Annotated in this window: 21 protein-coding genes and 1 pseudogene; 17 read left to right on the forward strand and 5 right to left on the reverse strand. The window is 71.8% G+C overall.

Going from position 1 to position 22,911, the window contains the following annotated elements; genetic code table 11:
- Positions 1-48 precede the first annotated feature (48 nt).
- Positions 49-942: an LLM class F420-dependent oxidoreductase gene (locus ACIQI8_RS38960; RefSeq protein ID WP_402361892.1), complete on the reverse strand. Its 894-nt coding sequence runs from the start codon at positions 940-942 to the stop codon at positions 49-51.
- 47 nt (positions 943-989) lie between these two features.
- On the opposite strand from ACIQI8_RS38960, the gene ACIQI8_RS38965 reads away from it, so the two are divergent.
- The 15 genes and pseudogenes from ACIQI8_RS38965 (at position 990) to ACIQI8_RS39035 (ending at position 14,660) form a co-directional block, all read left to right on the forward strand.
- Positions 990-1,118 (forward strand): hypothetical protein, encoded by a 129-nt coding sequence (locus ACIQI8_RS38965; RefSeq protein ID WP_402361895.1) that lies wholly within the window; start codon positions 990-992, stop codon positions 1,116-1,118.
- 213 nt (positions 1,119-1,331) lie between these two features.
- Entirely contained in the window at positions 1,332-1,832 is a 501-nt protein-coding gene (locus ACIQI8_RS38970) for a nuclear transport factor 2 family protein (protein WP_402361898.1), read from the forward strand.
- Entirely contained in the window at positions 1,829-2,275 is a 447-nt protein-coding gene (locus tag ACIQI8_RS38975; protein WP_402361901.1) for a nuclear transport factor 2 family protein, read from the forward strand. The genes ACIQI8_RS38970 and ACIQI8_RS38975 overlap by 4 nt, the downstream gene beginning before the upstream one ends.
- A complete protein-coding gene (locus ACIQI8_RS38980) occupies positions 2,272-3,306 on the forward strand; it encodes an ankyrin repeat domain-containing protein (protein ID WP_402361904.1) in 1,035 nt (344 codons plus the stop codon). The genes ACIQI8_RS38975 and ACIQI8_RS38980 overlap by 4 nt, the downstream gene beginning before the upstream one ends.
- A gap of 22 nt (positions 3,307-3,328) precedes the next feature.
- Positions 3,329-3,637: a muconolactone Delta-isomerase family protein gene (locus tag ACIQI8_RS38985; protein ID WP_124002651.1), complete on the forward strand. Its 309-nt coding sequence runs from the start codon at positions 3,329-3,331 to the stop codon at positions 3,635-3,637.
- A gap of 25 nt (positions 3,638-3,662) precedes the next feature.
- Positions 3,663-4,355, forward strand: coding sequence for an EthD family reductase (locus ACIQI8_RS38990; RefSeq protein ID WP_402361907.1), 693 nt, complete (start codon positions 3,663-3,665; stop codon positions 4,353-4,355).
- 89 nt (positions 4,356-4,444) lie between these two features.
- Positions 4,445-5,395, forward strand: a complete 951-nt coding sequence (locus ACIQI8_RS38995) for an NADP-dependent oxidoreductase (RefSeq protein ID WP_402361910.1) — start codon at positions 4,445-4,447, stop codon at positions 5,393-5,395.
- 100 nt (positions 5,396-5,495) lie between these two features.
- Positions 5,496-6,008 (forward strand): cupin domain-containing protein, encoded by a 513-nt coding sequence (locus ACIQI8_RS39000; RefSeq protein ID WP_124002653.1) that lies wholly within the window; start codon positions 5,496-5,498, stop codon positions 6,006-6,008.
- A 22-nt stretch (positions 6,009-6,030) separates the two neighbouring features.
- On the forward strand, positions 6,031-6,327 hold the full coding sequence (locus ACIQI8_RS39005; RefSeq protein ID WP_402361913.1) for a hypothetical protein: 297 nt from the start codon (positions 6,031-6,033) through the stop codon (positions 6,325-6,327).
- Positions 6,328-6,369: 42 nt separating this feature from the next.
- Positions 6,370-7,779: an FAD-binding oxidoreductase gene (locus tag ACIQI8_RS39010; RefSeq protein WP_402361916.1), complete on the forward strand. Its 1,410-nt coding sequence runs from the start codon at positions 6,370-6,372 to the stop codon at positions 7,777-7,779.
- Complete coding sequence (gene mdlC / locus ACIQI8_RS39015) at positions 7,776-9,437, forward strand: benzoylformate decarboxylase (protein WP_402361919.1); 1,662 nt, start codon at positions 7,776-7,778, stop codon at positions 9,435-9,437. The genes ACIQI8_RS39010 and mdlC overlap by 4 nt, the downstream gene beginning before the upstream one ends.
- A 311-nt stretch (positions 9,438-9,748) precedes the next feature.
- Positions 9,749-11,179, forward strand: a pseudogene (locus tag ACIQI8_RS39020) (MFS transporter); the annotation flags it as partial.
- A 288-nt stretch (positions 11,180-11,467) separates the two neighbouring features.
- A complete protein-coding gene (locus tag ACIQI8_RS39025; RefSeq protein WP_124003005.1) occupies positions 11,468-12,307 on the forward strand; it encodes a type 1 glutamine amidotransferase domain-containing protein in 840 nt (279 codons plus the stop codon).
- Between the two features lie 29 nt (positions 12,308-12,336).
- Entirely contained in the window at positions 12,337-14,016 is a 1,680-nt protein-coding gene (locus ACIQI8_RS39030) for a thiamine pyrophosphate-binding protein (RefSeq protein ID WP_402361922.1), read from the forward strand.
- A 2-nt stretch (positions 14,017-14,018) separates the two neighbouring features.
- Positions 14,019-14,660 (forward strand): DJ-1/PfpI family protein, encoded by a 642-nt coding sequence (locus ACIQI8_RS39035; RefSeq protein ID WP_402361925.1) that lies wholly within the window; start codon positions 14,019-14,021, stop codon positions 14,658-14,660.
- A gap of 375 nt (positions 14,661-15,035) precedes the next feature.
- Here ACIQI8_RS39035 and ACIQI8_RS39040 read toward each other — a convergent pair whose 3' ends face one another.
- Positions 15,036-16,397, reverse strand: a complete 1,362-nt coding sequence (locus tag ACIQI8_RS39040) for a helix-turn-helix domain-containing protein (RefSeq protein ID WP_402361928.1) — start codon at positions 16,395-16,397, stop codon at positions 15,036-15,038.
- 261 nt (positions 16,398-16,658) lie between these two features.
- Between ACIQI8_RS39040 and ACIQI8_RS39045 the strand changes: the two genes are divergently transcribed.
- Complete coding sequence (locus ACIQI8_RS39045) at positions 16,659-16,802, forward strand: hypothetical protein (RefSeq protein WP_185146347.1); 144 nt, start codon at positions 16,659-16,661, stop codon at positions 16,800-16,802.
- Positions 16,803-16,856: 54 nt separating this feature from the next.
- On the opposite strand, the gene ACIQI8_RS39050 is transcribed toward ACIQI8_RS39045, so the two are convergent.
- Genes ACIQI8_RS39050 through ACIQI8_RS39060 form a run of 3 tightly spaced genes read right to left on the reverse strand, consistent with a single transcriptional unit; the run spans position 16,857 to position 21,105 of the window.
- The gene (locus ACIQI8_RS39050; RefSeq protein WP_402361931.1) at positions 16,857-19,211 is read right to left on the reverse strand and encodes a dipeptide ABC transporter ATP-binding protein; all 2,355 of its coding nucleotides are present in this window, start codon (positions 19,209-19,211) and stop codon (positions 16,857-16,859) included.
- Positions 19,208-20,134, reverse strand: coding sequence for an ABC transporter permease (locus ACIQI8_RS39055; RefSeq protein WP_402361934.1), 927 nt, complete (start codon positions 20,132-20,134; stop codon positions 19,208-19,210). Before ACIQI8_RS39055 ends, ACIQI8_RS39050 begins: the two co-directional genes overlap by 4 nt.
- Positions 20,131-21,105 (reverse strand): ABC transporter permease, encoded by a 975-nt coding sequence (locus tag ACIQI8_RS39060; RefSeq protein WP_402362777.1) that lies wholly within the window; start codon positions 21,103-21,105, stop codon positions 20,131-20,133. The genes ACIQI8_RS39055 and ACIQI8_RS39060 overlap by 4 nt, the downstream gene beginning before the upstream one ends.
- Positions 21,106-21,238: 133 nt before the next feature.
- On the opposite strand from ACIQI8_RS39060, the gene ACIQI8_RS39065 reads away from it, so the two are divergent.
- Entirely contained in the window at positions 21,239-22,906 is a 1,668-nt protein-coding gene (locus tag ACIQI8_RS39065) for an ABC transporter family substrate-binding protein (RefSeq protein ID WP_402361937.1), read from the forward strand.
- Positions 22,907-22,911 lie beyond the last annotated feature (5 nt).

Here is a 22,911-nt window from a genome sequence, read left to right on the forward strand (position 1 = left end):
GGGGAGCGGTCGGTGCGGGAGCGGTCGGCGGTGGTGACGCCGTACGGTTCATCTCCCCGCCACGGGGCCCAGATCGCGCAGGGTGCTGTGCAGCATCCGGATGTGGTCGTCGGCGGTGGCAAGGCCCAGGCCCATCGTGTTCAGGCACAGGTGGGTCGCCCCAAGGTCGCGCCAACCCGCCACGAAGTCCGGCCACTTGGGCTCCGGCACCTCCGAGAGGACCAGCCGGGCCTCGACGCCGAGTTCGCTCGGATCGCGCCCCGCGCCCAGCGCGTAGGAGCGCACCCGGCCCACCATCGCGCGGGCCGTCTCGTCGGGCGGGCGCTCCGGCAGCCAGCCGTCGCCCAGTTCGCCGGCCCGGCGCAGCACCGGCTCCGCGCTGCCGCCGAACCACACCGGGATCGTGCCGCGCACCGGCCTGGGCAGGATGCCCGCGTCGTCCACCCGGTGCCAGCGGCCGTCGAAGCTCACGGTGGGCCGTGCCCACAACGCCCGCAGCAGCTCGACCTGTTCGGCGCAGCGGGCACCCCGGTCGGCGAACGACATGCCGAGGGCGTCGTACTCCACCCGGTTCCAGCCGATGCCGACGCCCAGACGCAGCCGGCCGTCGCTGAGCACGTCCACCTCGGCGGCCTGCTTGGCCACCAGGGCGGTCTGCCGCTGCGGCAACACCAGGACGCCGGTGGCGAGTTCGAGGGTCCGGGTGGCCGCTGCGAGGAAGCCGAACAGCACGAAGACCTCGTGGAAGAGGTCCTCGCTGCTGAAGCCGTACCACCCGGGCCGGGTGCCGGTGCCGGCGCCCAGCACGTGGTCGAAGGCGACCACGTGCCGGAAGCCGAGGTCCTCCACCCCCTGGGCCCAGTCCCGGACGGCTCCCGGATCCGGGCCGATCTCCAGGTGCGGGAAGACCACACCGACACGCATGCACTTGCGGTTGTCCATCACCGGGGCGTCACCCGTTTCCGGCCAGACCCCAACCGTCGTCCTCTGTGGACGTCGTAGTCCCGCCCCGCCTGTCGGTCACGTTCGCCATGGGAACCTCCTCGTCGGTCGTCGCGGTCGTCGTCGCCTCACCCTTCCCACCGGGAGCGGGCCCCGAGCGGCGCGCGGCGGGGTGATCGCGCATTCCGTCACACGCGGGACGGCACTGCGTCAAGTAGTCGTCCCGTCCCGCAACTGACGTAGTACCGGGTCAGAGCTTCCAGAGTCCGGTGGGCCCCGCCATCGGGCCGCGCCGCAGGTCACCGGCCTGGTTAGCGTCGATCGCGACGCGCCCGCCGGGCGTGGCCCACCGTCCTCACGACCATCCCGTGTCACCCCCGGAGTCGCCCATGAGTTCCGCGGAAGACCGTCTCGACGTGATCGAGACCTGCACCAGGATGCTGTGGTCCGTCGACCTGCGGCAGTGGGAGGCGCTCCCCGCGCTGCTCGCCGAGAAGGTGGCGCTCGACTACACCAGCCTCTTCGGCGGCGAACCGGCCGTGCGCACCCGCGCGCAGATCATCGCCGACTGGACGGCGGGTCTCGGCCATCTGAGGGCCACCCAGCACATGATCGGCAACCAGGTCGCCGAGGTGACCGGGGACGCCGCGGTGGTCACCGCGCACTTCCAGGCGACCCATCTGCTGCCCAATCCGCAGGGCGGGGCGACCTGGACGCTCGGCGGCCGCTACCGCTTCGACCTGACCCGCACCCCGGCCGGCTGGCGGATCGCCGGCGTGGTGATGACGGCCCTGTGGGCGGACGGCAACCAGCAGATCATGACCCCGCCGGACGGGCCGCCCGACCCCGTTGACCAGCTCGACCAGCACGCCCAGAAGGAGACGCCATGAGCGAGCTCACCGAACAGACCCGGGACGTCGCCAAGCAGTGGTTCTCCGCACTCACCGGCGGCGACTTCCCCACCGCGCTCGGCCTCCTCGCCGACGACGTGGAGTGGATCAACTACCGCGTGGTGCCCGGCTACAACGACGACATGAAGTGGATCGGCACCTTCCACACCCGCGACGACGTCGCCGCCAGCGTCGGTGTCTTCGCCGAGCAGTGCGACGTGACCTTCGAGGAGCTCCTCGACCTCGTCGTCGACGGCGACAAGGCCGCCGGTGTCATCCACGAGGTGTCGAAGGTCAAGGCGACCGGCCAGGACTTCGAGATCATCTTCACCCACTGGCTGACCGTCCGCGACGGGAAGATCGTCCGCTGGGAGTCGCACACCGACCCCTCGACGATCATCCGCGCCATCCGCGGCGACGCCCCCGAGAGCGGGGGCTCATGAGCGCCGAACTGATCGCCGCCGTACGCGATCGCCGTACCGACGAGGTACGCCGGCTCATCGAGGCCGGCGCCGACCCCTCCACCCGCGACAGCGCCTCCGGACTCACGGTCCTGATGATCGCCGCGGGCCAGGCCGGCCCCGCCACCACCGGCGTCCTGATCGACGCCGGGGCCGACGTGCACACCGCCGACACCCGGGCCGGGGCCACCGCCCTGCACAAGGCCTGCCAGGGCGGCGACCTCAAGGTGGCCCAACTCCTCGTCGAGGCAGGGGCGTTCGTGGACGCCGTCGCCCCGACCACCGGGCACACCCCGCTGATGGACGCGCTCTGGTACAAGTACCCCGACCTCGTCGAGTACCTGCTGGACCAGGGCGCCGGCCTCAAGGTCCAGACGCACTACGGCTTCTCCCTGGAGCAGCACTTCGCGTACGAGCTGAACGTCAACACCTTCGGCAAGGACAAGCTGCTGCGCGCCGAGCAACTGCTCAAGGAGCGCCAGGAGCACGACGCCTCGGCCGTCGAGGCACAGCCCCTGATGGCCGCCGTCGCCGCCGGCGACACCGAGACGGTGCGTCAACTCCTCGCCGCGGGCGCCGAGGTGGACGCCCGCGCGCCGATGCTCAACGGCTTCAACGACGCCCACACCCCGCTGCTCGTCGCCTCCCGCGACGGCCACGACGAGATCGTCCGGCTGCTGCTGGCCGCGGGCGCCGACATCAACGCCGTCGAGCCCTGCTTCGGCGCCGTACCGCTGCACAAGGCCGTCTACAACGGCCACGCCGGCATCACCGCCGACCTGGTCGCCCACCCCGGCATCGACCTCGGCTTCCAGGGCGCCACCAACGGCTACAGCCCGCTGCACGACGCCCTGTGGCACGGCTACGCCGACTGCGTGACCGTCCTGCTGGACGCCGGCGCCCCGATCGACCTGGTCGGGCACGACGGCAAGACCCCCTTCGACCTGGCCGTCGAGGTCTTCGGCCGCGACGACGCCCTCACCGTGCGGATCGCGGCGCTCGCCGCGGCCTGACCGACTCCCTTAAGGAACCGCCATGTTGTTCTACGTCCAGATGCGCTGGAAGCACGAGGGACGGATCACCCTGGACGAGCTGTGGGAGGTCGAGCGCGAAGAGGCCGAACACGCCCAGGAGACCCTCGACTCCGGGTTCGCCGTCGGCCTGTGGAAGGTCGCCGCCAAGAAGATGGTGATCGGGATCATCGACGCCCCGAACGCCGAGGAACTCGACCGGACCGCGCTCGGCCGGCTGCCGATGCGCGAGTACCTGGAGTTCGAGGAGGTCTGGCCGCTGCGCGACTACCTCGGCTTCGCCGAAGACGTCAAGAAGGCCTACAAGGTCTGACCCCCGCGCCCCTCAGGAGGCCGCCATGATCCACCAGTTGATCTTCGCGCACCCCAAACCCGGCATGACCGAGCAGGAGTTCCAGGACTACTGGGTCAACGTCCACGCCGTGCAGTACGCGAGCAAGATCCCGCAGATCAAGAGGTACCTCGTCGACACCCGCGTCCCCTTCGGCCCCGAGCCGGAGGACCCGCTGTGGAGCGGCATCGCGGAGATCTGGCTGGAGAACGACGAGGACCAGCTCGCCTCCCTCCAGACCCCCGAGTTCCTCCAGGGCGCCCGCCTCGACGAGCCCAACTGGGCCGCGTTCTGGCGGACCGTCGTCCTCGACACCGACGCCCACGTGCTGCGCTCCGGCGAGCACCCGGCGCCGGAGGAGGGCGTCAAGCTCGTCCTCCTGGTCAAGCGCACCGAGGGCACCACCGTGGAGGAGTTCCGCGCCGCGAGCCTCGGCGACCACGCCGAACTGGTCCTGCGTGTACCGGGGTTGCGCCGCTACCTGCAGTGCTTCGCCCGCGACGGCGCCTACGCGATCGGCGAGGCTCTCCTGGACGCCGCCTACCTGCTCTCCTTCGACAGCCCGGCCGCGCTGGAGGCGGCGCTCGCCTCGCCGGAGTACGCGAAGGCGAGCGAGAACCTCGTCACCTTCGTCCAGCCGCGCTATCTGCACCAGATGGCGGTCAAGGAGAACTGGATCATCGGCTCCGAATCCGCCTGAACGCCCCGCTTCCCACGGTTCGACGGTCGGCGGCGGTTGAATCGCCGCCGACCGGCAGTGACACAGCACCACTTCGAAAGGCACGGACAGTGACCGATTCCCCCACCATGCACGCCGCCGTCATCGACGCCTACGGGCCGCCCGAGGTACTCCGCGTCGCGCGGGTGCCGCGGCCCGAACCGGGCGACGGCGAGGTGCTCGTCCGGGTCCGTGCCGCGGGCGTCAACGCCATCGACTGGCTCAGCCGGGCCGGCCACGCCGTCCGCGTCACGCGCTTCCCCGCCGTCCTCGGCTGGGACATCGCCGGCACGGTCGTCGAGGCCGGGCCCGGGGCCGGCCGGTTCGCCGTCGGCGACCGGGTGTTCGGCACGGTCGGCTTCCCGCGCCTGGCCGGCGGCTACGCCGAGTACGTGGCCGCCGCGGCCGACGACCTGGCCCGTATCCCCGATGGCCTCGACGACCGCACCGCGGCCGGCGCGGCCATGCCCGCCCTGACCGCCTGGGAATCGGTGCACCTGCACGCCGACATCGCCGCCGGACAACGTGTCCTGGTGCACGGCGGCGCCGGCGGGGTCGGCCACGTCGCCGTCCAACTCGCGGCGCTGGCGGGCGCCGAGGTCAGCGCCACCGCCTCGGCGCACAACCACGACTTCGTCACCTCACTCGGCGCCCGCCAGGTCGTCGACTACACCAAGGAGCGGGTCGAGGACCTGGTCAAGGACGTCGACGTGGTCATCGACACACGCGGCGGCCCCGACTTCGAGCAACTCCTGGCCACACTGCGGCCCGGCGGTCTCATCGTCACCCTCAAGGGCGAACGCCCCGACCACACCCCGCTCCTGCGCAAACACGGCGTCCGCGCCGCCTACACCTATGTCGCCCCCGACGGCACCGCCCTGGACCGGGTCGCCCCGCTGCTCGCCGAGGGGCGGCTGCGGATCGGCATCCAGCAGGCGCTGCCCCTCGACGGCGCGGCCGAGGCGCACCGCATCGGCGAGACCGGCCACGTACGCGGCCGGATCGTCCTCGACGTCGGCTGACTCCCGCACCCGGGGCGCCCCGCGCGCCCCGGGCCCCGCGGGCGGTGCCGGCAGTTCCCCCAACCCCGAAGCGAGACCCGAAGCGAGATCGGAGATCGTGATGAGCACCGACACCGAGAGCGCGACCGCGCCCTCGACGCAGTACCCGCAGGGCAACGTCATCCACCACCCGGCGGGCTCCGGCCCGACCATCTGGTTCGGCGACGCCATCTACACCTTCAAGGCCACCGCCGAGAACACCAACGGCGTGCTGACCCTCGCCGAGGCCTCCGTGCCCCCCGGCAGCGGCCCGCCCCCGCACATCCACCCGCACGCCGACGAGGGCTTCATCATCCTCGGCGGCGAGATCGAGTTCCTCAACGGCACCACCACGTTCATCGCCGAGGAGGGCTCCTTCGTCTACGTCCCGCGCGGCACCCGGCACCGGTTCCGCAACGTCGGCCTGCACGTGGCCCGGCTGATCTTCTTCTTCACCACCGCCGGCATGGAGGGCTTCTTCAACGAGCTCGGCGTGCCCGCGCGCAAGGGCGAGGCCCCGACCCCGTTCAGCGACGCGGACCGCAAGCGGATCGTCGAGGTCGCACCGAAGTACAACCTCAAGCTCGCACCGTGACCGCGCTGGGAGGCGTGACGACATGAGCACCGTGGAGACCATCCGGTTCCATCTGCGCGAGGGCGTCAGCGACGCCGACTTCCAGGTCCTCAACCGCACGGTCGAGGACGAGTACATGGCCAAGCGCCCGGGCTTCGTGTCCCGGTCGACCGCACGCTCCGCGGACGGCGAGTACCTCGTCACCGTGCACTGGGAGACCGTCGAGGCCGCCGAGGCCACCATCGGCCAGTTCTTCGGCGCGGCCGAGACCCAGGGCTTCCTGGGCGCCGTCGACGTCTCGACGGTCCAGTCGGGCCGCTACGAGCTCGTCCCCCACTGACCCACCCGCCCTGCGGCGGACGCGAGGAGGTGCGGTGGGCCCATGGCATCACCGACGACATCGGACACACCGACGGCCGCCGTGCGCGCGCTCCGGGCCACGCTGCGGGGCCGCGTCCTGGCCCCCGGCGACCGCGGCTTCGAGGAGGCGTACACGGTCTGGAACGGCGCCGTCCGGGCACGGCCCGCCGTCGTGGCGCGGTGCGCCGACGAGCAGGACGTGGTGCGCGCGATCGAGATCGCGCGCCGGCACGGACTGCGCCCGTCCGTGCGGGCCGGCGGACACGACTGGGCCGGCCGGGCCCTGCGCGACGGCGGCCTGCTCATCGACCTGAGCGCGATGCGCTCGGTCGAGGTCGACCTCGCCGCCCGCACCGCGTGGATCGGGGGCGGCACCAAGGCCGGCGACTTCATCGAGCGGACCCGTGCCTTCGGGCTCGCCCCGGTCACCGGCACGGTCAAGGCCGTCGGCATGGCGGGGCTCACCCTGGGCGGCGGCTACGGCCTGCTCGCCGGGGAGCACGGGCTCGCCCTCGACAGCCTCGTCGAGGCACGGGTCGTGCTCGCCGACGGCCGCGCCGTCACGGCGAGCGGCGAGGAACTGAGCGATCTCTTCTGGGCGTTGCGCGGTGGCGGCGGCAACTTCGGTGTCGTCACCGCGCTGCGCTACCGGCTGCACCCCGTCAGCACGGTCTTCGCGGGACTGCTGCTGTATCCGCTGGACCAGGCGTCCGCCGTGCTGGCCCGCTACCGCGAACTGGTCGCCGACGCCCCGGACGCCCTGACCGTCATGGCCGGGTTCTTCTGCGGTCCCGAAGGCCGGCCGCTGCTCTTCCTGCTGCCGGTGTGCTGCGGCTCGCCGGAGCTGGGCCGCACGGTCATGGACCTGTTCGACGGCATCGGGAAACCGGTCGTCGGCCAGGTGCTGCCCACCGAGTACGCGAGCGTGCTGTCCACCTTCGACCAGGTCGTCGTGGACGGCCGGCACAACGAGGTGGGCACCCGCTGGCTCGAAGGCCCGAGCGAGGAGACGAGCGAGCTGCTGATCGACGCGGCCGCCCGGATCACCTCGCCGTACTCCGGGATCTTCGTGCACCAGTTCCACGGCGCCGCGAGCAAGGTGCCCGTGGCGGACACCGCCTTCGCCCTGCGCCGGGACCACCTCCTGGTGGAGGTCGCGGCGACCTGGGAGCCCTCGGACCGTCCGGGGGAGTCGGGGGAGAAGCACCGGCGCTGGGCGCGCGAGCTGGAGCAGCAGCTCGACCCGTACGCGCTGCCCGGCGGCTACCCCAACCTGCTCGGCCCGCACGAACACCGGCGCACCCTGGACGGCTTCGGCCCGCACGTCGGCCGACTGCTCGACGTCAAGGAGCGCTACGACCCGGACCACGTCTTCAGCGCGGTCGCCGCGCTGGAACCGCCCGCCCTCAACCCAGGAGAAGGATCACCGTGACCGAAGAGTCGAGCGTCCCCGAGGGGACGCGGACGGTACGGGACGCGACGCTGGACGTACTGCGCGAGCTGGGCCTGACCACCGTGTTCAGCAACCCGAGCCACACCGAGATGAAGCTGTTCGAGTACTGGCCCGAGGACGAGTTCCGCTTCGTCATGGGCCTGCAGGAAGCCTCCGTCGTCGGCATGGCCGACGGCTACGCGCAGGGCACCGGCGAACCCGCGCTCGTGCTCATCAACGGCGGCCCCGGCGTCGGCAACGCCATGGGCAGCATCTACACGGCCGCCTCGGCGAACACGCCGATGGTCATACTCGGCGGGCAGCAGGCCCGCAAGATGCTCCTCGGCGACCCCTTCCTGGTCGCCAAGGACGCCACCCAGCTGCCCAAGCCGTACATCAAGTGGGCCGGCGAGCCCGGCCGCCCGCAGGACGTGCCGGCGTTGATCGCGCAGGCCTACCAGATCGCCAAACAGGCCCCGCAGGGACCGGTGTTCGTGGCCGTGCCCGAGGACGACTGGGTACGCCCGGCCGACCCCGAGCCGGTGCGCATCGCGCAGGTCAACACGGCGGTCGTACCCGACCCGGCGGCCCTCGCGGAGATCGCCGCGGCCCTCAACGGCGCCGAGCGGCCCGGCATCGTCGCCGGCGGCCCGGTCGACGCGCAGGGTGCGCGCCCCGAACTGATCGCGCTGGCCGAGAAGTTGAACGCCCGCGTGTGGGGCGCCCCGGTGTGGAACCGCGGCGCGTTCCCGGAGGACCACCCGCTGTTCGCGGGTGTCCTGCCGCCCATCCCGGAGCTCATCAACGAGCGGCTGTCGGCCCAGCACGACGTGGTCGTGGTCCTCGGCGGCCCGGCGTTCACCCTCTTCACGGCCTGGGATCTGTTCTCGACCGCACCCGCGGACCTGGACAGGACCCCGCGTCCGACGCTCACTTCGGACGTCCGCTTCCTGCACGTCACCGACAATCCGCAGGCGGCCGCCGCGACCCTGGCCAACACCAGCTACGTCGCTCCGCCCGGGGCCGTCGTCAAGGCCCTGGTGCCGCTGGTCGAGCAGCGCGAGCGCGTCGAACTGGCGCCGGTGCGCGAGCCGGTGCCGGTCCCGGAGCCCTCGACCCCGCTCAGCCAGGCGTACCTGTTCCACGTCCTGTCCCAGGAACTGCCCTCCGACGCGGCGCTGTTCGAGGAACTGCCCATCGCCCGCGCCGACTTCCACGAGCAGATCCCGCTGGGCGCCGACAACGGTTACTTCGCCACGGCCAGCGGCGCGCTCGGCTTCCCGTTCGCGGGCGCGGTCGGCTTCGCGCTGGCCCAGCCCGACCGGCGGACCGTCGTCGTGGTCGGCGAGGGCTCCGCGCAGTACACCCTGCACGCCCTGTGGACCGCGGCCCAGCACCAGTTGCCGGTCACCTTCGTGATCCCCGACAACGCCGGGTACCTGTCCCTGAAGTACTACCTCCAGGACCAGAAGTCCTGGCAGAAGGGCTATGACCTCAGCGGCGTCGACATGGCCCAGCTGGCCCGTGGCTTCGGCGTCCGCGGCGAGCGGGTCGAGTCCCCGGAGGGCCTGCGCGAGGCCCTCCACGACGCGCTGACGGCCGAAGGACCGGTCCTGCTGGACGTCGTGGTCGCCGACCCGGGCCTGTTCCGACTCTGAGCCGGGCCCGCACTTCTGGTACGTGGACGCCTCCCGCCTGAGCGGGAGGCGTCTGCCGTAGGAGCCGCCCCTCCCACGACCCAGGCCGTGCCGGCGAAGTCCCGCCCCCACAGGGGCGCGCCCAGCCGCGCGACGCCCGGCACGCACTCTCGCCGCACCGAGCGCAACCCCGAGTACGCCCGCTACGAGGGCTTGCGCCCGCACTCCGAGAGCACGCACCGGTCGCCGCGCGGGCCGCCCTCCGGGCGCACGACGGGACGTCGCGGACACGACCCAGCCCATCCCGCCCCGCCGTGGAGGGACACCTCGTCATGCCCGCAACCCCGCCGCCGGACGCCGCACCGCGTCCGCGTCGGCCCGCACCCGGCACCGTCGCCGACGCCACCGACCGATGTCCCGGCAGTCTGCGCTGGGCCGCGGCGGTGGCCAACGCGGACTGGCACCTCACCGCGCCCCTGCTGGTGGCGCTCACCGCCGCACTGGGCACCGGGATCGACACGGTGACCACGGCCGTCGGCGCGTACTCCCTGGGCCACGGGCTCGCGCTGCCGTTCTGGGGCCGGGCCGCCGACCGGTACGGCCCCGCCCGCACCCTGCGCACCGGCCTCGCCCTGGCCGCGCTCGCGTCGGCCGGCGGCGCGCTGTGCCGCACGGGCACCGAATGGCTGCTGCTGCGCACCGCCGCCGGCGCCGCCTTCGCCGCGGTGACCCCGGCCGTCGCCCTGTACTGCCACGAGGCCGGCGGCCCCGCCGAGTCCAGACAGCGCCGCTTCGCCGACGTGATGGCCCTCTCCGCGGGCAGCGCGGTCGCGGCCCCCCTCTACGCCGACGCGACCGAGGCCCTGGCCTCCTGGCGCCTGGTCTTCCTCACGATCGCGGTCCTGTGCGCAGCGGTGGCGCTGTCCACCAGGAATCTCCCTCAACTGCCGTTGCCGGCCGATCGGTTCGACGCCCGGGAAGGCGTGCGCGAGTCAGCAGGCCCGGACGGCCGAGACGGCCCGCACGGCCTGCGCGAGCCAGGGGGCCCGCATGGCCGCAGCAGACAGCCCGGCCGGGACGGCCGGCGTGACATGAGAGGCCGGCAGGCCCGAGCCACCTCGCCCGTCCGAACGATCCCGCCCGCCCGGGCCACCGTGGTGTCAGGCGCCCCGCAGGGCACCCGTGCCAGACCGCGGCAGGATCCCGGGCATCCCCTCCCCACCCGCTTCCCGAAGGGCCCGCGCAGCTCCGACTCTCCGGTGCCGACCGCGACTTCCGGCCCGCTTCCCGGCACACCCGGCGCTCCCCCCGATGCCCCGCCCGGCGCCCGGCCGACTCACCCTCGCGCCCCCCTCACCCTCTTCCTGATCCTGCTCGTCGGCGCAGCCGAAGGCGCCGTGCTACTCACCCTGCCCGCCCTTCTGGCGCCCGCGCTCGCGGTCGGCGGGTCCGGGGCGGGCAGCGGTACGGCGGTCGCCGTGGCCTACGGGGCCAGCGTGCTGGGCGGCAGCGTCCTGCTGCGCCGGGCCGGTGGACGGCGTACCCCCGCCGCTCTGGTCACCACCGGCGGAGCCCTCGGTGTCGCCGCGGCCCTCGCCGCCGCCACCCGGACCACACCCGTCGTGCTCACCGGCAGCGCGGTGCTCCTCGGGCTGTCCTGGACGCTGCTGCACACCACCCTGCAGACCTGGCTGCCCCGGCTGCTGCCGTCCGGCCGACGGGCCACCGCCGCCTCGCTGTTCGCCACTTCAGGGGTACTGGCCGGAGGCCTCGGCGTGGCCCTGGCCGCACCCCGGCTGCGGGAAGGGGGCGCGCCCGATGTCTTCCTCCTCGCGGCCGTCCTGTGCGCCCTCATGACGTGCGCGCTCGCGGTGTGCGCCCGGCGCTGGACAACCAGCCGCGTGGTACGGCGAGTTGCCGTAGTGCGGTCTGCCACTTCGACCTGTGTGGCACCCGCACCCCTCCCGCCTGGTAGGGGCCAAACCCCTAAAACTAGACATGAGTTCGGCAGTTCGCTTGTCCGAATTGAACGCCGAACGAGAGGAACCCCCGTGAGCAGGCGCATCCTTGTCGTCCTGTCGGAGTACGGCTACTGGGGCGAGGAACTCATCGGCCCCCTGGAGACCTTCGACAAGGCCGGCTATCACCTGACCTTCGCCACCCCGACCGGCAAGCGGCCCGTGGCCCTGCCGCCGAGCTACGACCCCGACTTCGTCGACCCGCCGCTGGGCCGTTCCGTCACCACCCCGGAGATGGCGGCCAAGGTCAAGGCCGTCGAGGCCTCCGACCGCCTCGACAACCCGCTCGACCTGTCGTCGTGGCTCCCGGAGCGCCCCTACCGCTCCAAGCCGTACTTCCTGCGCGAGTACGAGTCGTACAACACCCGCCTGGAGAAGGTCCAGGAGCAGGTCGCCGACCGCTACGACGCGCTGCTCGTCGTCGGCGGCAGCGGCCCGATCGTCGACCTCGCCAACAACTGGCGGGTGCACGACCTGATCCTCGCCTTCTACTACCTGGACCGCCCCATCGCCGCCGAGTGCTACGGCGTCACCTGCCTCGCGTTCGCCCGCGATCAGCGCGACCGCGAGAGCATCATCCGCGGCAAGCACGTCACCGGCCACTGCATCGAGTACGACTGGCAGGACGGCACCGGGTTCGTCGGCACCGACTTCAACATGGGCCCGCCCCCGTACCCGCTGGAGTACATCCTCCGCGACGCCACCGCCCCCGGCGGCGCCTACCACGGCAACTTCGGCCGGACCACCTCCGTCATCGTCGACTACCCCTTCATCACCGGGCGTTCGACCCCCGACTCCTACCTCACCGGTCAGAAGACCGTCGAGGTCCTCGACCAGGGCCTGCGCCAGTGGGGCTTCAAGGCCACCGCGTAACCGCCCACCCCCTGACGGACGGAGAGACGATGGACAGCAGGCCGGCCCGGGCGGCGTTCCTGGAGCAACTGGTCGCCGACGGGGTGCCGTACATGTTCGGCAACCCCGGCACGGTCGAGCAGGGCTTCCTGGACGAACTGCGCCACTTCCCGGGCCTCGAGTACGTGCTGACCCTGCAGGAGTCCGTGGCCGTGGGCATGGCCGACGGATACGCCCGGGCCACCCGCCGGCCGACCCTCGTCCAGCTCCACTCCGGAGTGGGCCTCGGCAACGGCATCGGCATGCTGTACCAGGCCATGCGCGGCCACGCCCCGCTGGTCGTCGTGGTCGGCGAGGCGGGCCTGCGCTACGAGGCCATGGAGGCGCAGATGGCCGCGGACCTGGTCGGCATGGCCAGGCCCGTGACCAAGTGGGCGACCCGCGTGGTCGACCCCGACTCCACACTGCGGGTGCTGCGCCGGGCCTTCAAGGTCGCCGGCACCCCGCCGTACGGCCCGGTTCTGGTGGTGCTGCCCGCCGACGTGATGGACCGGCACACGAGCGAGGAAGCGGTGCCGGTGGTGTATCCCGACACCGCTTCCGCACCACGTCCCGAGCAGATCGCCCACGCCGCCGTGCTGCTGTCCGGCGCCCGGCACCCGATCGTGATCGCCGGGGACGGGGTCCACTTCGCCGGGGCCCAGCAGGAGCTGGCCCGGCTGGCCGAGGTGTGGGGCGCGGAGGTGTGGGGCGCGGACTGGGCAGAGGTGAACCTGTCCGTGGAACACCCCGCGTATGCCGGCCAGCTGGGTCACATGTTCGGCGAGAGCAGCCGCCGGGTCACGAGCGCGGCGGACGCGGTCCTGCTGTGCGGGACGTACGCGCTGCCCGAGGTCTTCCCGGCCCTGGAGGGGGTGTTCGGCAAGGGGGTCCCGGTCGTGCACATCGACCTGGACACCGACGCCATCGGCAAGAACCACCCCGTCGACCTGGGACTCGCGGCCGACCCCAAGCGCACGCTGGCGCTGCTCGCGGGCGCGCTGGACGAGCGGATGAGCGACGCGGAGCGCGAGGCGGCGAGTGAGCGGCTGCGTGTGGGAAGCGCCGAACGCGCCCGGGTCCGGGCGGAGTCGGCGGCGCACCTGCGTGACACCGCTGCCGCGCAGGACCTGCCGCACATCGCCTTCGCGGAGGAGCTGGCCGCTCAACTGCCCGAGGACGCCGTGCTGTTCGACGAGTCGTTGACCGCCGGACCCGCGCTCTTCGGACCGCTGCCGGCGGCCGTGCCAGGGCACTGGCACCAGACCCGCGGCGGCTCCCTCGGCGTCGGCATCCCCGGCGCGCTGGGCGCCCAACTCGCCCATCCCGACCGCACGGTGGTGGGTTTCACCGGTGACGGCGGCAGCATGTACACCTTCCAGGCGCTGTGGACGGCGGCCCGGCACGGTATCGGCGCGAAGCTTGTGATCTGCAACAACAGCAGCTACAAGCTGCTGGAGGACAACATCGAGCAGTACTGGCGGGAGCAGGACATCCCCGCCCACGCGCAGCCGGAGATCTTCGACCTCTCCCACCCCGCCATCGACTTCAGCGCGCTGTCGAGGTCGCTGGGCGTGCCCGCGGTGCGGGTGGAGAAGCCGAGTCAGGTCGCGGGGGCGGTGGCCGACGCGCTGGCGCACCCCGGCCCGTTCCTCATCGATCTCGTGACCGGTCGCGGGAAGGGGCAGTAGCCGTGCGTCTGTCGGGGCACAAGATCGCCGTACTGATGGAGAGCGACTTCTACGAGCCCGAGATCCTCTACTACCAGCGCAGGTTCCCGGAGGAGGGCGCGGAGGTCCACTTCCTGACCCGTCTGTGGGGCGCGGAGCGGATCACCTTCCACGGGCACGAGCACCGGATGCCGTTCACGGTGACCGAATCGTTCGAGGACATCGACGAGTTCGCGCTCAAGGAGTTCAGCGCCGTCATCGTGCCCTCGGGCATCGTGGCCGACCGGCTGCGCTACACCGAGGATCCGAAGCAACTGCCGCCCGCCGCGCAGTTCCTGCGCCGCGCGTTCGCCGACCCGGTCATCGTCAAGGGGATCATCTGCCACGGCATGTGGCTGGCGGCCCCGGTGCCGGGCCTGGTGCGGGGCCGGCGCGCGGTGGTGCACAACAACCTGCTCGGCGACCTGCGCAACATGGACGGGATCTACGTGGACCAGGACGTGGTCGTCGACGACGACCTGATCACCGGGCGCACCGGCGAGCACTGCCACCTGTTCGCCCGCACCATCATCGAGCTGCTCGCCAGCCATCCGCGGGGCCTGCCGGCTCCGTCCTGGACGACCCCGAGGCTGACCGGGCAGCCCCCCGCGGCGGCGCTCCCGTGACCGCGCCGCCGCACCGGGCCGCCCGCGAACCGGCGACCGGGCACCACGGTCCGGCGGTTCCTCCCCCCGCCCCGGTGCCCGGCCCGCGGTCCCCCTCCTCGCGGGCGGCCCGTCCCCGGTCCCGCCGGAGACACCCGTGACCACGTCACGGGCGGGGGAGGACCCCTTACCACCGAGCCCGTCGAGTCCACCGAACACGGGCTCTCGTGCGCAGCGGGTCCGCCCGCAACACGTCCGTGCGCGACACACGTCCGCCGCACCCCGTTTCACGGGTGCGGCGGCGACGCCTGGGAGAGCGACGGGGGGAGTACGTCGATGAGATCCGGTGGGGAAGAGCGGGGGGCCGTCGCGGTGACGCCCCCGCCGCGGACCGCGTCAGCCGTGCCGTTCCTGAGCCCGGGCCAGGGACTGGGCGGGGTCGTAGGTCATCGGCATGCCCGAGGCCTGCAGCGCGTGGTCGTAGGCCTCAAGGGCCTCCTTCGAGCGGCCCTGGCGCTTCCATACGTCACCGATGTGCCGCCACTCCTGGGCCGTCTCGTACGACGCGGTGAAGTGCCGCAGCTGACGTGTCGCCGCGTGCAGGGCCTGCAGTCCCTGGTCGGAGTCCCCGCGCAGCAGATGGATCTCGGCCAGCCGGACCCGCGCCCCGACCGCCTCCACCCGCGGACCCGAGCTCATCAGACCCAGCGCGCGCCGGGCGTGGTCGGCGGCCTCGTCCCAGTGTCCGAGCTGCATGTTGGCGTCCACCAGGCAGATCTCGCACCGGCCCTGCTCGACGGCGGTGCCGAACTGCGCGAGTGTCTCGCCGGCGTCGTCCAGCAACTGCTTGGCGCGGGCCGGGTCGGGGTTGCCGGACTGGAGCTCCAGCCAGGCGACGTTGACCTTGAGCATCGCCACGTGCCGCAGATTGTCGTCGTCGGCCATCATCGCCAGCGCCCGCTCGGTCAGCGCCAGCGCCTCGGGCAGCTGCCGGCGGGAGACGGCGACGAGACCCGCGTTCCAGTACACCGCGCCCCGGCCGGTCCGCCCGCCGTGCTCCTCCGCGACCGGGATCAGCTTCTGGGCGAGCAGATGGGCCCGGGTGATGTCACCGCGCATCAGGTACGAGGCGATGAGCGTGGAGCCGACCTGGATGTGGTCCACCGTGACGTCGAGCCCGAGGGAGTCGAGGGTCGCGAGCGCCCGCTCGCAGATCTCGATGCTGAGCGTGACGTCGCCCATGGTCCGGTAGCAACGGCCGAGGGCGACCGACACCCGGCACCATTCGTCCGAACCGGCCGCGAGAGACGGGTCCTTGACGAGATCCTCCAGAACGGGAATCGCGGCCTCGACCCGGTCCAGCTTCTCCAGCGCGGTCGCCTGCCCGATACGAGCGCGCAGCCGCATCGCGGCGTCGACCAGGCCGGGCTTCGACAGAAGTTCGCCGAACGCCTGGAGTGCCTCTCCGTTGTCACCGTTGCGCAGTGCCATTTCGGCGAAAGAGAGCCGGAGTCGGGCGTCTTCCGTGGCGTGGTCGTCGCGGCCGGTGCGCAGATGCTCCGGCGAACACCCGAGTTTCCGGGCCAATGTGGTGAGCACCGCATCCGAGGGAGCCCTTTTGCCCGATTCGATGAGCGAGATGTAGCTCGCGGAGATATCCGTGGAGGCCAGATCCTGCTGCTTCAGGCCGAGCTCGACCCGAAGGTCTCGGATGCGCCTGCCCACCTGGACCGGAGATACGTCTTCGACATGATCCATTTGGCTTCCCAGGGTGAGCACATGACTTGAGATGTCATAGATCACAATACCAGCATGACTGAGGCACGCCAATGGTTGGGGAGGACCTCGTCCCGCCGATGGCCCAAAATGCCGTGCTCCAGCGGATGACCTTTCGGCGCCGGAGAGGAAATGGAAATTCCGGTTCTGCCTGTCGTTTCTTTGTAAAACCGCTCTTGACTTGATCTGTAATTCACGCTTGACTGTCGTTGTAAAGAAAAGAAAGCGGGAGAGGAGAGAAAAGTGATTCCGAAACACGTCATATTGCTTGTGGCAATGCTGCTGGTTGCCGGCCTCGCCGCCTCCGGTCTCTATGTCGCGGCAGGTGAGCCGTCGAAGGAACCGGTCAAGCAGTCCATGCAGAACGGTCCGAACGGCTGCTGCTGAGGCCGTCGGGCCAAGGTGGTCCTGCCCTTCGAGACATTTCCGTCCCGCGCCGAGTCAGCCCCCCGTGAGGGGGAAATGGCAGACAACCGACCGGCCGCCGTCGATCGGCGTCCGAGCCACCGCGGGGAATTCCCGTTCACAGCGCGACCGTTGACTCGGCTCCAATGACTCGAACACCGGGCAGCGTGGCCTGAACCGACATCCCGTACCGCTGTCGCCGGCAGCGGGCGGATCGCCGCGCAGCACCGTCGCCGAACGAACTCGCGCCACCGCGGGATCCGGCACCGGAACCGCGTCCAGCAAGGCTTTGGTGTACGGATGACAGGGTTGTCCGAACACCTCGTCCACCGTGCCGGTCTCGACGACGCGACCGGCATACATCACCGCGACCCGGTCGGCGATCTGCCGGACCATGGCGAGGTCGTGGGAGACGAACAGGCACGAGGGGCCAGGGTCCTCCTTCAGCCGGCGCAGCAGATCGAGGATCCCGGCCCGCACGGACACGTCGAGCGCGGACACCGGCTCGTCGAGCAACAGCAACCGCGGTTCCACGGCCAACGCCCGGGCGATGGCGATGCGTTGACGCTGCCCACCGGAGTACCGGTGCGGGAGGGCGGCGGCGTCGTCCGGGCGCAGGCCGACCAGCCGCAGCACCTCCGGCACCCGCGCGGCGATCCGCTCGGCCGGCGCCCGCTGCACCAGCAACGGCTCGGCGACGATGTCGCCCACCGTCATCCGCGGATCCAGGCTCGCCATCGGATCCTGGAACACGATCTGCAGCGCGCCCCGCAACCGCCGTTCCGCGTCCCGGGAGAGCGTGCCGGTGTCATGCCCGAGCACCTCGATGGTCCCGCCGTCCTGCGGCGCCCTGAGTGAGATCACCTCCAGCAGCGTGGTGGACTTCCCGCACCCGGACTCGCCCACCAGCCCCAGCGTCTCGCCCCGGCGCACCTCCAGATCCACCCCCTCCAGCGCCCGCACCGCACGCCCGCCACGCCGCCGCCGGCCGCCGGCGCCGGGCACCGGGAACGTCTTGACCAGCCCCCTGATCCGCAGCACCGGCTCCACCACGCCCCGCGCCACGGCCGCCCGCACGGGTATCGACGGCGGAAACAACTCCGCGGCACCCAGCCGCACGGCCTCCGCACCGCGCCGACAGGCGGCCAGGTGGGGGTCGTCGGGGGGCGATTGCCGCTGGTGGTGATCCGAGTGCTGTGCGTCGGCCCGCAGCCGCCGCCCGGGGTCGGCCAGGTCCATCGCGCCGTCGGCCGAAGGCTGCCGGTGGTCGCTCGGGCATCGCTCGTCCGGAGCCGGCCGCCGCTTCCGGTCGGTGGAGGGCCGTTCGTCGACGGGCACCCACGGCTCCTGGTCGGCCAGGCGCCCATCGCCACCGGCCAAAGGCCCCTCGTCGGCAGCCGGATGCTCAGGGCCGCCCGCCGCATCCCCCTCGTCACCCGTCAGTTCCGGCTCGTACGTCCGGCACTCCGGCTCGGCCAGCGGGCAGCGCGGCGCGAAGGCGCAGCCAGAGTCCCGGCCCCCCAGTGCCGGCGGAGCTCCCGGCATCGGGGTCGGGGCGACGTCCCGGTCGAGCCGGGGCACGGAACCGATCAGCCCGGCGGTGTACGGCATCCTGGGCCGCGCGAACAGCTCCCGCGTGCGGCCGTACTCCACCACCCGCCCGCCGTACATCACCGCCACCCGGTCCGCCGTGCCGGCCAGCACCCCCAGGTCGTGGCTGATCAGCAGCAGCGCCGCGCCCGTCTCGCGGCGCGCGGTGACCAGCGCCTGGAGCACCTGTGCCTGGACCGTGACGTCGAGCGCGCTGGTGGGCTCGTCGGCCACGATGACGTCCGGACGGTTCGCCATCGCCATCGCGATCATCGCCCGCTGCCGGGTGCCGCCGGACAGCTGGTGCGGATAGGCGTCGGCGACCCGGCCCGCCTCCGGCACCCCGACCGCGTCCAGCAGCTCCGCCGCCGCGCGACGGGCCGACTCCCGTCCCGGCCGCGGGCGTTGGTGGATGCGCAGGGCCTCGCCTATCTGGTCGCCGATCCGGTGCACCGGGGTGAAGGCGGCCAGCGCGTCCTGGAACACCATCGCGATGTGCCGCCCCCGCAGGCGGGCCAGCTCGCGCACCGGCAGCCCGACCAGCTCCCGCCCCGACAGCCGTACGGACCCCGTCGCTTCGAGGCCCGGGGGACACAACCCCAGCAGGGCCAGGGCGGTGAGACTCTTGCCGGCCCCCGACTCGCCCGCCAGGCCCAGCACTTCGCCCCGGCGCAGCAGCAGATCGACGCCCCGCACCAGGGTCAGAGCGGGGAAGCGCCGCGAGGCCGGGCGCCCGACCCGCAGCCCGCGCGCCTCCAGCAGCACCTCCCTTGAGGCCGTCCCGGATCCCGGCGCCGTCATGCCCGGCCCACCGCCGGACCGCTCTCCACGGCGGCGGGACCGACCCCGTTCGCCGCGCCCCCCACGCCGGAGGCATCCGCCGAACCGACCGGGTCGAACGCGTCCCGCAACCCCTCGCCGACCAGATGACAGGCCAGGACCAGCAGCACGAGCAGCCCGACCGGGAAGAAGAACATCCACGGATACGTCGTCGGCACGTCCGAGGAGTCGGCGATCAGCGTGCCCAGCGAGACATCGGGCGGCTGTACGCCGAAACCGACGTACGAAAGGCCCGTCTCGCTGATCACCGCCCCCGCCACCGCGACCGTGGCGCTGGTGGTGAGGAAGGACACCAGGTGCGGCAGGATGTGCCGGCGCACCACCGCGACCGGCCCGAGGCCCATGTACCGGGCCGCCACCACGAATTGACGCTCCTTCAGGGAGCGGGTCATGGCGCGCACCGCGCGGGCGGTGACCATCCAGCCGAAGGCCGCGAGCAGTCCGCCGTAGCCGAGCCAGCCCAGGGACCGCAGCCGCGGCGCGGCGACCACCAGGACCAGGAACGCCGGCACCACGAGCATCAGGTCGACCAGGAACATCAGCACCCGGTCCGGCCAGCCGCCCAGATAGCCGGCGCACACGCCGACGACCGTTCCGCCCGCCGTCGAGACGACGGCCACCAGGAACCCGATGAGCAGCGACTTCTGCAGTCCGCGCACACACTGCGCGAAGACGTCCTGCCCTATGCGGTTGGTGCCGAACCAGTGCTCGGAACCTGGCGGCACGCGCAGCGCCGTGTAGTCGACGGCCGAGTACGGCCAGCGCGTCAGCGCGGGTCCCGCGAAGGCGAGCAGCAGCAGCGCGCACAGCAACGCCGTGCCCGCGACCGCCGATGGCGAGCGGGTCAGCCGCCGCGGCATCCGTGCGCTACGCGGGTAGCTCATGCGAATCGGACCCGTGGGTCGAGCGCGGCGTGCAGCAGGTCCGCGCACAGCCCGGCCAGCAGGACGAGCACCGCGCCGAACACCTCGATCGCGACTACGGCGTTCACGTCGCCCCTCTGCACCGAGTCGAGGAACCAACTGCCCATGCCGTGCCAGCCGTAGATCTTCTCCGTGAACACCGCGCCGGTGAACATCGTCACGAATCCGAACGCGAAGACGGTGGTCAGCGGGATCAGCGAGGTGCGCAACCCGTGCCGCAGCAGGGCGCGTCCGGGGGTGAGTCCCTTGGCCTGGGCGGTGCGCAGATGCTCGGCGTCGAGCACGTCGAGGGTCGCCCCGCGCTGGTAGCGGCTGTAGAGGGCGACCGCGCCGAGGGAGACGGAGAGGGTGGGCAGGACCAAGTGCGCCGCCATGTCCCGCAGTTGGATCAGCGGCCCGCCGTCCAGGCCAGGGGTGCTCTCGCCGGTGTAGCGGATCACGCTGCGGCCCGTCGCGTCGTTGACCGCGATCGCGCCGGTCTGCAGCAACAGCCCCAGCACGAAGGGCGGCACCGACAGCACGGTGAACGACAGCAGCGTCAGCCCCCGGTCGGGCAGCCGGCCGCGCCGCACGGCCGCCCACACCCCGGCGAGCACCCCCAGTGCCGTGCCGGTCACCGTGCCCACCAGCAGCAGCCGGGCCGTCACCCCCACCCGGCGGCCGAACTCGGCGGTCACGGACGTCCCGTCGAGCGTGCGCCCCAGATCCCCGTGCAGAGCCCGCCACGACCAGTGCCCGAACCGCTCGACCACCGGCGTCCGCCGGTCCAGGCCGAGTTCGGCCAACCGCTGGTCGACCACCCGCTGCGGCGGAGGCGGTGTGCGCTCCTCGAAGTACGCGCGAGGGTCAAGAGCTGCCGAGGAAAGCAAATAGCAAAGGAAAGTTGACGTGACGAGCAATAAACAGTAGTTCGCCAGACGTTTTGACAGCATCGCCCACAATGCGACTCCCCCCGCGGCGCTTCACGGCCTTGACATGAGCCAATGTTAAACTTCCGAGCCGCTCGGGAGGGGCATCGAAATGACGAGATTCCCGGAACGAAGCAGATTCTTATGGACCGTTCAGGTGTGCATCGCGCTCGCCGCCCTGTTGGCCGGATGCACGTCGTCCGGCGGACCGAACGAACCTGACGACCGGGATTCCCGCGCGGCGGTTCCGGCGTACGACCGCACCGATGTCAACGCCCGCCCCCGCAGCGCACTTCGGGACGGCGGCACCCTCACCCTCTCCATGGTCCAGTGGCTCACCCAGTTCAACTACTTCCAGCTGGACGGCGCGTTGGACGACGCGCTCACCGTCGTCGGCCTCTTCGAGCCACGGCTGTTCCTGCGCGACGCGAAAGGCGTACCGCATCCGGTCCCCGACTACCTGACATCCGCCAAGGTGACCTCCACCGCTCCCCAGACGGTCGTCTACCGGCTCAACCCCAAGGCCCGCTGGTCCGACGGAACGGCCCTGGGCTGGCAGGACTTCGCCGCCCAGTGGCGCGCCCTCGGCCGCGGCGACCAGCGCTACCAGATCGCCGACCCGAGCGGCTACGAGGACATCGCGTCGGTCACCGAGGGCGCCGACGCCCACGAGGTCAAGGTCACCTTCAAGACGCCGTTCGCCGACTGGCAGCGGCTGTTCACCCCGCTGTATCCCGCCGCCGCGTTCAGCACCCCCGAGCAGTTCAACGACGGCTGGCGGACCGGACTGCCCGTCACCGCGGGCCCGTTCAAGGTCGGCTCGCTGGACACCACGGGCAAGACCCTGACCGCCGTACGCGATCCGAAATGGTGGGGCACCCGGCCGCTCCTCGACCAGGTCGTCTTCCGCACCCTCGACCCCACGACCGCCGTCCAGGCCTACCTCAACGGCGAGATCAGCGCCGTCAACGCGGCCTCCGGGGACGTGTACGACCGCCTCAAGGGCGCCTCCGGCACCGACATCCGCACCGGCTCCGCCTGGGACGAGGTGCTGGTCTCCTTCAACGGCGCGAGCGGCCCGCTGGCCGACCCCCAGGTGCGAAGAGTCGTGCTGCGGGCCGTCGACCGGAACGCGCTGGCGACGGTCGCGGGCGAAGGGCTGCCGATCGGAGTGCCGTTGCTCGGCAATCACTTCTTCATGACCAACCAGCCGGGTTACAGCGACAATTCGGGAACCCTCGGGCGCTACGACCTGAAGGAGGCCGAGCGAATTCTGGATGCGCGTGGATGGCACCGGAAGAACGGAAGCGGAACACGCGCCAAGGACGGGCAGGAGTTGAAGCTGCGATTCGTGCTCAGTCAGTCCACCACCCGCCTCGGGCTCGACCTCTCCCAGCTGATCCAGCAAATGCTCTCCCGGGTCGGCATCGCGGTGGAGATCCAGAAGGTTCCCGCCGACGACTACTTGTCGAAGTACCTCAACCGCGGGAATTTCGACATGGCGATCTTCCGTTTCATCGGCCAGACGTACCCCAGCTCGTTGTATTCGATCTACCGGCAGCCGAGCGGCAACCAGGCCTATGAGAACTACGGCCGGATATCCAGCCCCGGCATCGACGCCCTGCTGCGCGAAGCCGTGCACACGCTGGACCCGGTCCGCCGCGCCGGCCTGTACCGGCAGGCCGACGCCGAGATCTGGGCGGCGGCCCACGATCTCCTGCTCTACCAGCGCCCGCAGATCCTCGCCGTCCGCGAGGGCCTCGCCAACTACGGCGTACCGGGCCTGGGTGACATCGACTTCACCCAGGTCGGCTGGGCACGCTGACGGCC

Source organism: Streptomyces sp. NPDC092369 (genome assembly GCF_044755245.1).
In the GTDB taxonomy this organism is placed as follows: Bacteria; Actinomycetota; Actinomycetes; order Streptomycetales; family Streptomycetaceae; genus Streptomyces.

Coding starts and splice junctions, on each gene's coding strand:
- ACIQI8_RS38990 (WP_402361907.1), top strand. CDS start 3,663: ATGATCCACCAGTTGATCTTCGCGCACCCCAAACCCGGCATGACCGAG.
- ACIQI8_RS38970 (WP_402361898.1), top strand. CDS start 1,332: ATGAGTTCCGCGGAAGACCGTCTCGACGTGATCGAGACCTGCACCAGG.
- ACIQI8_RS39030 (WP_402361922.1), top strand. CDS start 12,337: ATGGACAGCAGGCCGGCCCGGGCGGCGTTCCTGGAGCAACTGGTCGCC.
- ACIQI8_RS38975 (WP_402361901.1), top strand. CDS start 1,829: ATGAGCGAGCTCACCGAACAGACCCGGGACGTCGCCAAGCAGTGGTTC.
- ACIQI8_RS39010 (WP_402361916.1), top strand. CDS start 6,370: ATGGCATCACCGACGACATCGGACACACCGACGGCCGCCGTGCGCGCG.
- ACIQI8_RS38960 (WP_402361892.1), bottom strand. CDS start 942: ATGGACAACCGCAAGTGCATGCGTGTCGGTGTGGTCTTCCCGCACCTG.
- ACIQI8_RS39000 (WP_124002653.1), top strand. CDS start 5,496: ATGAGCACCGACACCGAGAGCGCGACCGCGCCCTCGACGCAGTACCCG.
- ACIQI8_RS38985 (WP_124002651.1), top strand. CDS start 3,329: ATGTTGTTCTACGTCCAGATGCGCTGGAAGCACGAGGGACGGATCACC.
- ACIQI8_RS38980 (WP_402361904.1), top strand. CDS start 2,272: ATGAGCGCCGAACTGATCGCCGCCGTACGCGATCGCCGTACCGACGAG.
- ACIQI8_RS39040 (WP_402361928.1), bottom strand. CDS start 16,397: ATGGATCATGTCGAAGACGTATCTCCGGTCCAGGTGGGCAGGCGCATC.
- ACIQI8_RS39005 (WP_402361913.1), top strand. CDS start 6,031: ATGAGCACCGTGGAGACCATCCGGTTCCATCTGCGCGAGGGCGTCAGC.
- ACIQI8_RS39055 (WP_402361934.1), bottom strand. CDS start 20,134: ATGAGCTACCCGCGTAGCGCACGGATGCCGCGGCGGCTGACCCGCTCG.
- ACIQI8_RS39060 (WP_402362777.1), bottom strand. CDS start 21,105: ATGCTGTCAAAACGTCTGGCGAACTACTGTTTATTGCTCGTCACGTCA.
- ACIQI8_RS39050 (WP_402361931.1), bottom strand. CDS start 19,211: ATGACGGCGCCGGGATCCGGGACGGCCTCAAGGGAGGTGCTGCTGGAG.